This window comes from Dyella sp. Tek66A03 (assembly GCF_052567735.1).
Genome location: NZ_CP199584.1, coordinates 1,535,783 through 1,548,457, shown reverse-complemented (window position 1 = coordinate 1,548,457; position 12,675 = coordinate 1,535,783). Strand labels below are relative to the sequence as shown.

Sequence of the window (12,675 nt, the reverse complement as noted above, 5' to 3'; positions counted from 1 at the left end):
TCCTGGCCCGTTGCTCAGGCGTGACTGGCGCAGTCCGCCGCCGTCTCCGTGGCATCACCCGACTCGAGCTGGTCGAGGAAATCCACCGCACGCCGCAGATGCGGGATGACGATCGAGCCGCCCACCACCAGGCCCACGCTAAAGGTCTCGAAGAACTCTTCGCGGGTGACGCCAACTTCCTTGCATTGCGCCACGTGATAGCTGATGCAGTCGTCGCATCGCAGCACCATCGATGCCACCAGACCCAGCAATTCCTTGGTCTTCACGTCCAGCGCACCGGGCTTGTAGGTCTGCGTATCCAGCGCAAAGAAGCGCCGGACCACCTGATTGTCCTCCGACAGGATGCGCTCGTTCATGCGATGACGGAACGCCGTGAACTCGGCAACGCGGTCCTTGCTGCCATGCTCGTCGGTAGGCTTGCTCATGCGGTAGTCCCCAGCAACTCGGCCAGCTTTCCGCTGCGATCGGCGGCAACCAGATCGTCAAAGCCGCCCACGTGCTGGTCGTTGATGAAGATCTGCGGAACCGTACGACGGCCACCGCTGCGCGCCAGCATCAAGTCCCGCTGGCCCGGGTCGATGTCGATGCGCACTTCGCTCCACTCCAGCCCCTTGGACTTGAGCAGGTTCTTGGCAGAGACGCAGTAGGGGCAGACAGCGGATGAATAGATCTCGATCTTGGACACAGGGCACTCCGGAACCGAAAAATACGGCTGTTCCAAGATGGGGATATCCCGCCCTGGAAACAAGTTAAGGGAACACTGAACCGACGCCATAAGTGACGGTCACAAGTGATATTGTCGCTGACCTATGCGCATGTCACCACGTAGCCCAAATGCCTCTTCAGCCACGCGACAGAGTCCACGCCTGGACCCGCCGGTAGCCGGGCTTGAAAAGCGCAGGAAAATGCGTGGCGACGCCCGCTCGGGCGGCCCCATGGCCATGGGTAGGCTGCCGCTCTCCCGTTTGCTTACGGCGCTGCTCTGTGCCGGCCTGACGCTCAGCGCCAGCGCCCAGGACAAGGACGTGCGCCTGCCTGATCTGGGCAGTTCAGCGAACGCCCTGATCTCACCGCAGGAAGCGCAGGAGTACGGCGCCTCCATGTTGCGGCAAATGCGCGCGCTCGACATGATCGTGGACGACCCCATGCTGGACGATTACATCAACGACCTGGGTTATCGCCTGGTCGCCGGCAGCGAGAAGCCCAAGGACCACTTCGCCTTCGCCATCGCCAAGGATCCGGTCATCAACGCCTTTGCGGCGCCAGGTGGCTATATCGTGGTCAATTCCGGCCTGGTCATCATCACCGACAGCGAAAGCGAGCTGGCCGGCGTCATGGCCCATGAAATCGGGCATATCACGCAAAACCATCTGCAGCGAGCGTTCGAGGCTTCCAAGAAGGACACGCCATTGATGGCGCTGGTCCTGCTCGGCGCCATCGTGGCAGGGGCCGGCGCAGGTGCCGGCGACGCTGCCGGTGCCATCATGATGGGCGGCCAGGGCCTGCTGATGCAGCGCCAGATCAATTTCACCCGCAAGGATGAAACCGAAGCCGATCGCGCCGGCATCCAGACGCTCGCCAACGCCGGCTACGATCCCAACGCCATGGCCTCGTTCTTCGGGCGCATGGAGGACACCATGCGGGTAGGCTCGGGCGGCGACCTGGGCGATGTGCCCTCCTTCCTGCAGGACCACCCGGTAAACCAATCGCGCATCAGCGACGCCAAGGCCCGCGCCGGCGCACTGATCGCCCAGCAGAAGCAACGGCCATCGGGTTCCACCTTGGACAAGACCCAGTGGGAGAAAAGCACGGCCCCGATCCTCTACGTGAAGGATCCCACCACCCTTTCCAGCGGCGTCCACCAACGGGATCTGGATACCTACCTGCTGATGCGCGAGCGCGTGCGCGTGCTGTCAGGCGATGCGTTGCAGCTGTCCACCTACTACGCCTCGAACCTGCAGACGCATCGCGACTTCAACACGCCATCGAACCACTACGGCTACGCCCTGTCGCTCATTCGCAGCAATCGCGGCGCCAAGGCCATGGATGAGCTGCAGCCGCTGCTGACCGCCCATCCGGATAACCAAGTCCTGCGCCTGGCCATGGCCGACGCCAAGAACCAGGCTGGCCGCCGGGCCGACGCGCTGTCGCTGTATGCGGAGCTGAACACGCAGTCGCCCCGCAATCGCGCCATTGCCATGAGTTACGCCAAGGCCCTCACCGAGGGCGGCGGCCAGGACGAGGCGAAGCAGGCGGCCACCATGTTGCTGCCCATGCTGGACAACAGCGAGGAACCGGAACTCTACCGCACGTTTGCCCGGGCCAGCGACAAGGCCGGCGACTCCATCCGCGCAGGCGAAGCGTTTGCCGACGCCTCCTACCTGTCCGGGCGGCCGTTTGACGCCATGGAGCAGCTGAAGCGCATGCTGCAGCGTCCGGATCTGGACTACTATGCCCGAGCCCGCATCCAGGCCCGCATCAGCGAGCTGACGCCCTTGGTCATGGAGTTGCGCAAGCGACGGGTGCAGACTGACGACAACCCGGATGGCCGCAGCCAGCAGCCCCTGCAGAACGGTGCGGCCTGCCAGGGACGACTCTGTTTCAGCGCCAACGAAGCCGGCCGCTAGCTCCCTAAATGACCTGGAGACGACACCGTCACGTTGTGACTGTGTGAAATGTCATCGGGGCGTAACATAATACCGCTGCAATAATTGCGTCATAGGCCATTCCAAGCGGACTCACGTGCATAAACGCATCTTGATCGTCGAAGACGAAGCTTCGATCCGCGACATGGTCGCCTTTGCATTACGCAAAGCTGGCATGGACGCTATTCACGCCGCTGATGCACGAGCGGCTCAACTGGCCATCGCCGAACAGGTGCCGGATCTCATCCTGCTCGACTGGATGTTGCCGGGTACCAGCGGTCTGGATCTGGCTCGTCGCCTGCGCAAGGAGGAGCTGAGTCGGGAAATCCCGATCATCATGCTCACCGCGCGCGGCGAGGAAATGGATCGCGTCAACGGCCTGGAGGCCGGTGTCGACGACTACGTGATCAAGCCGTTCTCCACCCGCGAGCTGGTCGCGCGCATCAAGGCAGTGCTGCGCCGCAGCCAGGGCGATGATGGCTCTGGCATGGTGGAACTCGGCGGCCTGCGTATCGACGGCCCAGCGCACCGGGTGTTCGCCGGTGACGAACCGGTCACCATCGGGCCCACCGAATATCGCCTGCTGTACTTCTTCATGACCCATCCGGAGCGCGTTTATTCGCGTGCGCAGCTGCTCGACCATGTTTGGGGCGGCAGCGTATACGTGGAGGAACGCACGGTGGACGTACACATCCGTCGTCTGCGCAAAACGCTTGAACCATGGAAGCTCGACAACATGGTGCAAACGGTGCGGGGCGCAGGTTATCGCTTCTCCGCCAGCGTTTGACGCGCCCGCGTCCCTTGCGGGCGCGCTGGCTTTTGCCGATGCTGGGTAACCGCCAGCAGGCTCATCCGCACTAGGCGCCCCATGCCAAAGCTCTTCGACCGCTCCTTGACCTTGCCGGCCGCACTTGCGGCCGGCTTGCTCGCGGGCGCTGGTGCCGGCTGGCTTGCAGGAGGCCATGTAGCGACCGGCGTGGCCTTGGTCGCGATCGCGGAAATCGTCTTTCTACTGACCCGAATCCGTCATCAAGCACAGCACATGATGACGACAAGCTCCACGGTGACTTCTCTCCAACATGACCGCTTCATGACGCGCTCCCGCCGCATTGCCTCCAGTTTGCGCGATCTGCGCAGCGCCGCCGGCAGCCTGCCGGATGCGGTCGTCCTGCTCGATAACGAGCAGCATGTCCGATGGTTCAATCATGCTGCCGAAGAACTGCTCGGCCTGCGTCGCCCGCAGGATCGCGGCGCGCATCTGCAACAGCGCCTGAGCACGACCGAGCTTGCCAGCTGGCTGCAGGATGGTGCACGCGAGCCACTCAACGACGTCGCGGCGCCTGGCCATCCGAACCGGCACATCAACGTGACCCTGCTGCCGTTTGGTCGCCGCCAACATTTGCTCCTGGCTCGAGACATCAGCCACCTCACGCGGCTGGAGCAGATTCGCCGCGACTTCGTCGCCAACGTATCCCACGAACTGCGTACGCCGCTCACGGTGATCCACGGCTATCTCGAACTGATTGATCCGGAAGATGTGCCGGAGCTCGCACCCGTACTCAACGAAATGCGCGCGCAATCCAAGCGCATGGGGCAGATCGTCGAAGACCTGCTCACGCTGTCCCGCCTGGAAACCCAGGAGCACGTGCAGGACGAGCGCGTACCGATGTCGCCGCTGCTGGCCACCTTGCGCAAGGAAGCCGAAGCGCTCAGCCAGGGTCGCCATCAGATCACGCTCGAAAGCACCGCCGAGGTCGATCTGCTGGGTTCGCCCAAGGATCTGCACAGCGCCCTTTCCAACCTGGTCAGCAACGCGGTGCGCTACACGCCGACCGGCGGCCGCATCATGATTCGCTGGCGGCGTACGGCGGATGGCGCGGTGTATTCCGTCACCGACACCGGCTACGGCATTCCCGCCTCGCACCTGGCGCGTCTCACCGAGCGTTTCTATCGGGTGTCCTCCAGCCGCTCGCGCGAAAGCGGCGGTACGGGCCTGGGCTTGTCGATCGTCAAGCACGTGCTGAACCTGCATCAGGCTCGGCTGGACATCCAGAGCGAGCCAGGCCAGGGCTCCACTTTCTCCTGCTGGTTCAACAACGAGCGCCTGCTCGCACCAGGCGATCCGGAGTGAGTAAGAGCCTGTTTACGATCTCCGCGTAGCCCGCGTTGAGCCCGTGTGCCCGCCAGGGAGCGGTGCGTGGCGAAGCGCCTGCACGCGGAGAGGCGCCATGGATGGCGCCGGCTTTGAGGAGCGAGGACTGGCTGTCAGGTCAAGCCGCGCGCCGGTTCCTGGCGGGCACACGGGCTCAACCCTACGGGCCGGGTCTGTTTGCGCGCAGGCCGGCGTCATCACTCAGTCGTGTACGGACGTACACTCCCTCCTTCTTCCTTGGCCTGCGCGCAAACAGCTCCCGGCGCGGGCCACGCGGAGATCGTAAACAGGCTCTCAGGTCCGGCGACAGGGTCGCGGCTGAACGCTCATCACACTACGCGGCAGTGCGCCATGTACTAAGTCGCCGCTTGGGCCAGAATGGGGCGATGCGCCGCAAACCTGCCACCACCTTGCCTGTCCCCGATCGTGCCCCTCCTGAGCTTTACTTCAGTCGCGAACTGGCCGCGCTCGAATTCAACTTCCGCGTACTGGCGCAGGCCCGCGATGCTCGCGTCCCCGTGTTGGAGCGCCTGCGCTATCTGAGCATCGTCGCCAACAACCTCGATGAGTTTTTCGAAGTGCGCGTGGCCATGCTCAAACATCACCACATGTTCGGCTCAGCCGCACCTGGGCCGGACGGCGTGCCCTCGGGTGAGCTGTTGAGCCGCATCCGCACGCGCGTGCTTGACCTGGTGGCCGAGCAGTTCGTGGCCTGGCAGGACGAGGTGAGCCCGGCTCTCGATGCCGAAGGCATCCACTTCCTGACGCGGCACGACTGGACGGCCCGCCAGCGCCGCTGGCTGCAAGGCTACTTCGAAAACGAGGTGCTGCCGGTACTGTCGCCACTGGGGTTGGACCCGGCGCATCCGTTCCCGCGCATCCTCAACAAGACACTGAACGTCGCTGTCGTGCTGAAGGGCCGCGATGCGTTTGGCCGCGAGGGCCACATGGCCTTGGTGCGGGCACCGCGATCGCTGCCGCGCATCATTCGGCTGCCCGATGAAGTCTGCGACGGCGGTGACAGTTATGTCTTCCTTGCCGAGCTGCTGCAAGGCTTCGTCGACCTGATGTTCCCTGGCTTCAAGGTGGCTGGCTCCTATCAGTTCCGCGTCACCCGCAACAGCGAGCTGATGGTGGAAGAGGCCGAGGTGGACAACCTTGCTCGCGCACTGACCGAGGAGCTGGTGGGCCGAGGCTATGCGCGACCGGTCCGGCTGGAGATCAACAACGACTGCCCCAAGGCGATCGTTGCCATGCTCATCGCCAATTTCGAGCTGGAAGAAACGGACGTCTATCGCTACGACGGCCCGGTCAACATCATCCGTGCCGGCACCATCTATGATGGACTGGATCGCCCGGAGCTGAAGTTTCCGCGCTTCATTCCGCAACTGCCGGCGGCCTTCAACGCCAGCCGTTGCAAGTTTGAAGTGCTGCGCCAACGCGATGTACTGCTGCATCACCCTTACGAGTCCTTCGCCGTCGTGGTGGACCTGCTGCGCCAGGCGACGCAGGACCCCGCCGTGCTGGCGATCAAGCAAACGCTCTACCGCGCTGGCGTCGACACGCCGCTGGTGGATCTGCTGGTGGAAGCCGCGCGCAACGGCAAGGACGTCACCGTGGTGATCGAGCTGCGCGCGCGCTTCGACGAGGAGGCCAACATCCGCCTCGCCACGCGCCTGCAGGAAGCCGGCGTGCAGGTGGTCTATGGGGTGGTCGGCTACAAGACGCACGCGAAGATGCTGCTGATCGTGCGGCGTGAAGACGACGTACTGCGCCGCTACGTCCACCTGTCCACCGGCAACTATCACCAGGCCAACAGCCGGACCTACACCGATATCGGCCTGATGACGTCCAACCCGGGTATTGGCGAAGACCTGCACAAGGTGTTTCAGCAGTTGTCGGGCCTGGGGCCGGTCATCGAGCTGAAGCACCTGCTGCATTCGCCCTTCACGCTCTACCGCAGCGTGCTGGAGAAGATCGAGCGGGAGACCGCCCATGCGGAAGCCGGGCGCCCGGCGCGCATCGTGGCCAAGCTCAATGCGCTCAACGAGGCGCACGTGATTCAGGCGCTGTACCGCGCGTCACAGGCGGGCGTGGAGATCGACCTGATCGTGCGCGGCGCCTGTACCCTGCGTCCCGGCCTGCCCGGCATCTCCGAGCGCATCCGCGTCCGCTCGATCGTCGGCCGCTTTCTGGAACACAGCCGCGTCTACTGGTTCGCCAACGATGGCGCGCCGGAGATCTACTGCGCCAGCGCGGACTGGATGGAACGCAACCTCAGGCGTCGCATCGAGGTTGCTTTTCCCATCCTTGAACCGGCCTTGGCGCAACGTGTCCACGACGAAACGCTGGCGAATTACCTGGCTGACAACACCGAAGCGTGGCTGCTCGACGGCGACGGTCGTTACTCGCGTGCCGTGCCTGGCGATCAGGCACCGCACAGCGCCCAACAATGGCTGCTGAGCCAGCTGATACCGACCGTGAAATGACGCTCGCGAATGCTCGTACGAAGGGGCAGCGCTTCGCGCATCCGATGCTGCATGAGAGAATCCGCGCTCAGCAGCCCGGAACGAACCCCGCATGAGCCAAGGCGATCAGACCCAGATCAAGGACGGCGAATTGATCGCCGCCGTGGACATGGGTTCCAACAGCTACCACATGGTGGTGGCCAGGGTGGAGCACGGCGAACCGCGCGTGATCGACCGCCTACGTGAGACGGTTCGCATGGCGGCCGGCTTGCGCGCGGACGGCACGCTCGACGCGGAACACCGCGCCCGTGCGCTCAATTGCCTGGCGCGTTTCGGCCAGCGCATCGCGGGCGTCCCGACGATACGCGTGCGTGCCGTAGCGACCAATAGCGTGCGCCGGCTAGCCTCGCCGCAATCCTTCCTGACGGCGGCGGAAACCGCGCTGGGTCATCCAGTGGAAATCGTCTCCGGCCGCGAGGAAGGTCGCCTGATCTTTCTCGGATCGTCGCACGACCTGCCCGCGTCGCGGGAGAATCGGCTGATCATCGACGTGGGCGGCGGCAGTACGGAGTTCATCATCGGACGCGGCTTCGCACCGTTGCACACGGAAAGCGTGCAGGCTGGCTGCATCGCCTCCACCCTGCGCTTCTTCCCCGGCGGCAAGCTCACGCGCAAACGGTGGCAACGCGCCAACGGCGAAATCGGCGTCTTGCTGCAGCAGTTTGCCGAGGACTATCGCGAATCCGGCTGGCTCGAAGCCTATGGTTCCTCGGGCACGGCCAAGTCCATCGGCTCGGTCGTGCAGGCCATGAAGTTTTCCGACGATGGCATCACCCCGGCCTCGCTTGCCCAACTGCGTGACGCCTTGCTGGCGCAGGGGCAAATCGACACGCTGAAGCTTCCGGGGCTGGGGGAGGACCGCGCGCCGGTCATCGCTGGCGGCGTGGCGATCTTCGAGGCGGCCTTCGAAGCGCTTGGCATCGAACGCATGCGCGTATGCCAAAGCTCGATGCGCGAAGGCCTGCTGTGGGACCTGATTGGTCGCGCCGGCGGCACCGACCCGCGCACCGCCAGCATCGACTCGCTCGCCAATCGCTATGGCGTCGACCGTGCCCAGGCACGCCGCGTCGAATCCACTGCGCTGATGTTCTTCGACCAGATCGCGCGCTCCTGGAAGCTCGATAGCGAGGCGCGCGAGTGGCTGTCCTGGGTGTCGCGCGTGCACGAGATCGGCCTGGCCATCGCGCACAGCCAGCACCATCATCACGGCGCCTATATCCTGCGGCATGCGGACCTGGCGGGCTTCTCCCGGCAGGAGCAGCAGCTGCTGGCCGCCATCGTCGAGTCGCACCGGCGCCGCCCCGACAAGGCCACGTTCTCGGCGCTACCGCAGCGCTATCGCCAGTTGGCGCGTTACATCACCGCCCTGCTGCGGCTGGCCGTGCTGTTCCGTCGCGCGCGCCGCGCCGAATCGCTACCCCAGATGCAGCTGGCCGCCACCAGCCATCGCATGCGCTTGATCCTGCCTGCGTCCTGGCTGGACCAACACCCGCTCAGCGAAGCCGACCTGGAGCAGGAACAGGCGCCCTTGAACGAACTCGGCCTGCTGCTGGAAGTCCATCCGTCCTGACTCATTCCAGCACGGCCCGCCGCTGTCCTGAACCACGCCACGTCTCCGCCGCGTATGATGTCCGGATGCCACACGCCGCCCTAGCCGCCATGCCCCGACTCCTGCTCGCCGCCTTCCTGCTGATTTCGCCGCTCGCGCTCAACGCGCAGAGCGCCAAGCCGGCAACCGCGCCCGCCCCGCAGCCACATCCACAAGTGGTGTTGCATACCTCGCAGGGTGACATCACGCTGGAGCTCTATCCCGACAAATCGCCCAAGAGCGTCGCCAACTTCCTGCAATACGTGCGCGACGGCTTCTACAGCGGCACGGTGATGCATCGCGCGATCCTTGGTTACCTGGTGCAAGGCGGCCTGTACACGCGCGACCTGCAGCCCAAGCGGACACGCTCGGCCATTCCCAGCGAAGCCGACAACGGCCTCTCCAATCTGCGCGGTACCGTGGCGGTGGCGCGTGGCGCCGACCCCAATTCGGGCACCTCCCAGTTCTTCTTCAACCTGGTGGACAATCGCCGCCTCGACTTTGTCGGCAACCAGAGCGGCCTGACCTGGGGCTACGCAGTCTTCGGCAAGGTCACCAAGGGCATGGAGGTGGTCGACAAGATCGCCGGCCTGCCCACGCGCGGCCTTGGTCCGTTTTCCGGTGACGTACCTAATCCCCTGGTCGTGATCGACAGCGCCAACGTGGTCGGCGAGGAAGCGCCCACTACGGCCAACAGAGCCGCACAACCTTCTGCCCCCGCCACCGACAAGACCGTGAAGAGCGACAAGTCGCGTGGCAAGGTCAAGGGTTGAGCACGCCGATGGCAACGCTGTTTATCTCCGACCTGCATCTGGACGATAGCCGCCCGCACATCACCCGCCTGTTCGAGGACTATCTCGCGGGCGACGAAGCGCGTTCCGCCGATGCCGTCTACATACTCGGCGACCTGGTCGAAGCCTGGATAGGCGATGACGACGACGCCGAGCTTCCCACCCGCATCGCCAGCGCGACGCGTGCGCTGCGCGAAAGCGGTGTGCCGGTGTACTTCATGGTGGGCAATCGCGACTTCCTGCTCGGCGAGGACTTCGCGCAACGTGCCGGCTTCACCCTGCTGGACGATGGCACCGTGCACAACCTCTATGGCCGACCCACCCTGCTGATGCATGGCGATGTGCTGTGCACGGACGATGTGGCCTACCAGGCGGCGCGCAAGCAGCTGCGCTCGCCGGCATGGAAGGCGCAGGTCCTGGCCATGCCGCTGGAAGCGCGCCGCGCCCTCGCCGGCAAGGCGCGCGCGGAAAGTCGCGCACACACGGGCAGCGCCATGGAAGCGATCATGGACGTCAATGCCGATGCCGTGGCCGAGAGCATGCGCCAAGCTGACGTGACCCGGCTCATTCATGGCCATACGCATCGTCCGGCAACGCACCGCTTCGATCTGGACGGCCAGCCTGCCGAGCGCATCGTGCTGGGTGACTGGTACGAACACGGTTCCGTGCTTCGCGTCACGCCGGAAGGCACTCAATTGCGTGGACTGGCGTTGGCCTGATTCTGACCATTTCGGCGCATCACGTTGACGCAGACAAAAAAATCCGCCGCTCGCTCTTCGATACGGCGGATTTTTTTTATCCACGGACAATGCCTAGTGTGTTTCTAGCGCGGTGGAAGCCGGGCTGTTGAGCTGACCATGACTCGCCTTCAGCACCGCACCGGAGAACCTTTCGCAGCGGCTGTCCGTCTTGTGCGAACGGCCGAAGGAAGTGCAACCCCCGCGATCATCTTCAGTGATGCGCTCCACCAGCATTGGCATGTCCGCCGCCGGGAGCGTGGACCGCGTGATTGACGGGTGCTGCGCGCACAGCGGACATTTGATACGCGGCCTGACTGTTCATGGGATGGTACGTATAGGTTGGCATCGTGCGCGCGTGGCTCGCAGCGCTGTTTGCCCCTGGCGAGAACCCCCTCCCGGCTTGCGCTACCGACGGATGCGCGACGTTGGAAGCGTGCGGCACAAAACCCGCCGAGCGTAGAACCATGCCGCGCTGAAGGTTCGGCACGGCAGGAAGAGTGCGCGACGAGTTCACCGAGGCGACGGTCGCTTGACCGGTTGCTCCGCGCGTGTTGGCTGCAGCCAGTTCACCAGCCTCACCCGATCGTGCCGCTGCCGCGACCGGCGGCGCACCATGGTTGAAAGAGGCGCGCATCGACGGATCCTGGCTTGCTGTCCTCGCCCGCTGGATTTGCGCGGCCAGGGGCGCCACATGCGCTTCGCGTGCGACGGCTGCGTCCTGCGCCGACGGGCGCGCCACCACGCCGCCCTGGCCGCCATTGAAACTCGTGCGATCGGCCGCGTTGTTGTTCGCTACCGCGCCGTCAAAGACGTTGGTGATACGAGGATCATGGATCTGATTGACCGAGCGGTTGTAATAGAAGCCGCCGCGCCCCCAGTGACCGCCGTCATAGCCGTGACCGGGATAACCGAAGCCGTAATGGATGCCTCCGTAGAAGCCTACGTGCGGTCCCCAATACCCCTTGTGGAAAACACAGACGCGTCCAAACCAGAACCAATATCCAGGCGTCCATAGCGCACCAAAGTAAGGCGGCAGTACCCAGAAACCGGGCACCCAGTAATAGCCGTCATTGCCCCACTCCCAGTAACCAGGTGTCCATATATACCCAGGCCCGGGAATGGGCGGCTGTAGTTCGAGGGGCAGCGGCGGGGGTGGGTAACCCACGGAGACACCCATGTCGACCGACACGTCCGCCCTGACGGTGAGCGGTGTTGCGGCGCCTACCAGCAGCACGATGGCCGCCACCAAGGCAAGGAGCCATCGGTGTTTCCGCGAGGCTGGATGATCAAGCCGGAGCTTGTCCATGACGCACCCTCCGCGAGGGTTGGGGTGGTTAAGGTAACGCGGGAGGGGGCGGAGGGCGGTACGGGAGCTTGGGGGCTGGTTCTATGGCGTTCATCCAGTGCCTTTTTCAGAGACGCAAAAGCCTCCGCGGGAGGGCTTCGTCAGGCGGACCTTCGGTTGCGTGGAGTCCGGGATTGTTCGGCCCATCCATGGGCCTCACCCTTCCGCGCGTTGCGCTCCAGGGCCAGCCTGCGGCTGTCCAAATTTGTTCCTGACAAATTTGTCGAACCTAGAGGGTTCGTCCACACCTCTCTCTCCGCCAGATACGCAAAAAGCCCCGCTAGGGGGCTTTTTGCGTATCTGGCGGAGAGAGAGGGATTCGAACCCTCGATAAGGCTTTTGACCCTATACTCCCTTAGCAGGGGAGCCCCTTCGGCCTCTCGGGCATCTCTCCGGTTTCGTCCGCATCTCTGCGGAGCCGGCAAGGATACTAACCGGCTCGCTTGAGGTAAAGCTTTAATTGATCGTCAGTGCTCGCCAGACTCACTGGAGGCGCTGCCATCCGGCTCATGCTCGTTCTTGATCCGTTGATAGATCTCTTCGCGATGCACAGCCACGTTTTTGGGCGCGTTGATGCCGATACGCACCTGGTTGCCCTTCACGCCTAGGACGGTAACGGTCACCTCGTCACCGATCATCAAGGTTTCACCGACCCTGCGGGTCAGAATCAACATGTTTGCCACTCCATGAATACTTTGGTCATAGGCCAACAGACGGTTATGCCTCACCCCTGAGCTTCACCGTCTGGTAGTTCGACGATCTTACCCGTCGAAGGCCCTACCGCCTTCCCCGGTCTCACAGACCAGGCATCCTTCTGTAGATGCCATGTCGAGCGACACCGTCGCAACACTTCGGTGTCGGCAGTGTTCGGATACTAGCCGAGCGT

At 64.1% G+C, this 12,675-nt stretch carries 11 protein-coding genes and 1 tRNA gene; 7 read left to right on the top strand and 5 right to left on the bottom strand.

All coding sequences use genetic code 11. The features are described 5' to 3' along the window. Positions 1-14: 14 nt before the first annotated feature. Together ACT01B_RS07025 and grxC are read right to left on the bottom strand one after the other, a co-directional pair. Positions 15-425: a carboxymuconolactone decarboxylase family protein gene (locus ACT01B_RS07025; RefSeq protein WP_445146656.1), complete on the bottom strand. Its 411-nt coding sequence runs from the start codon at positions 423-425 to the stop codon at positions 15-17. After that, the gene (grxC, locus tag ACT01B_RS07020) at positions 422-685 is read right to left on the bottom strand and encodes a glutaredoxin 3 (RefSeq protein ID WP_445146655.1); all 264 of its coding nucleotides are present in this window, start codon (positions 683-685) and stop codon (positions 422-424) included. Before grxC ends, ACT01B_RS07025 begins: the two co-directional genes overlap by 4 nt. 250 nt (positions 686-935) lie before the next feature. Here grxC and ACT01B_RS07015 point away from each other — a divergent pair, with 250 nt between their 5' ends. From ACT01B_RS07015 to ACT01B_RS06985, 7 genes are all read left to right on the top strand, one after another. After that, complete coding sequence (locus tag ACT01B_RS07015; RefSeq protein ID WP_445146654.1) at positions 936-2,627, top strand: M48 family metalloprotease; 1,692 nt, start codon at positions 936-938, stop codon at positions 2,625-2,627. Positions 2,628-2,742: 115 nt separating this feature from the next. Then, positions 2,743-3,432 (top strand): phosphate regulon transcriptional regulator PhoB, encoded by a 690-nt coding sequence (gene phoB / locus ACT01B_RS07010; RefSeq protein WP_445146653.1) that lies wholly within the window; start codon positions 2,743-2,745, stop codon positions 3,430-3,432. Between the two features lie 81 nt (positions 3,433-3,513). Next, on the top strand, positions 3,514-4,776 hold the full coding sequence (phoR, locus tag ACT01B_RS07005; RefSeq protein WP_445146652.1) for a phosphate regulon sensor histidine kinase PhoR: 1,263 nt from the start codon (positions 3,514-3,516) through the stop codon (positions 4,774-4,776). A 407-nt stretch (positions 4,777-5,183) separates the two neighbouring features. Next, positions 5,184-7,286 carry a polyphosphate kinase 1 gene (ppk1, locus tag ACT01B_RS07000; protein WP_445146651.1) on the top strand — a complete coding sequence of 701 codons (2,103 nt, stop codon included), beginning with the start codon at positions 5,184-5,186 and terminating at the stop codon, positions 7,284-7,286. Positions 7,287-7,377: 91 nt separating this feature from the next. Further along, entirely contained in the window at positions 7,378-8,895 is a 1,518-nt protein-coding gene (locus ACT01B_RS06995) for a Ppx/GppA phosphatase family protein (protein ID WP_445146650.1), read from the top strand. A gap of 89 nt (positions 8,896-8,984) precedes the next feature. Continuing rightward, positions 8,985-9,686 carry a peptidylprolyl isomerase gene (locus ACT01B_RS06990; protein WP_445147442.1) on the top strand — a complete coding sequence of 234 codons (702 nt, stop codon included), beginning with the start codon at positions 8,985-8,987 and terminating at the stop codon, positions 9,684-9,686. Between the two features lie 8 nt (positions 9,687-9,694). Next, positions 9,695-10,423 (top strand): UDP-2,3-diacylglucosamine diphosphatase, encoded by a 729-nt coding sequence (locus ACT01B_RS06985; RefSeq protein WP_445146649.1) that lies wholly within the window; start codon positions 9,695-9,697, stop codon positions 10,421-10,423. Positions 10,424-10,655: 232 nt separating this feature from the next. Here ACT01B_RS06985 and ACT01B_RS06980 read toward each other — a convergent pair whose 3' ends face one another. The 3 genes from ACT01B_RS06980 to csrA all read right to left on the bottom strand — a co-directional run bounded on the left by ACT01B_RS06980 (position 10,656) and on the right by csrA (position 12,463). After that, a complete protein-coding gene (locus ACT01B_RS06980; RefSeq protein WP_445146648.1) occupies positions 10,656-11,750 on the bottom strand; it encodes a YXWGXW repeat-containing protein in 1,095 nt (364 codons plus the stop codon). Positions 11,751-12,090: 340 nt separating this feature from the next. Further along, a tRNA-Ser gene (locus ACT01B_RS06975) sits at positions 12,091-12,183 on the bottom strand. 73 nt (positions 12,184-12,256) lie between these two features. After that, a complete protein-coding gene (gene csrA, locus ACT01B_RS06970; protein WP_266150364.1) occupies positions 12,257-12,463 on the bottom strand; it encodes a carbon storage regulator CsrA in 207 nt (68 codons plus the stop codon). Between the last annotated feature and the right edge of the window lie 212 nt (positions 12,464-12,675).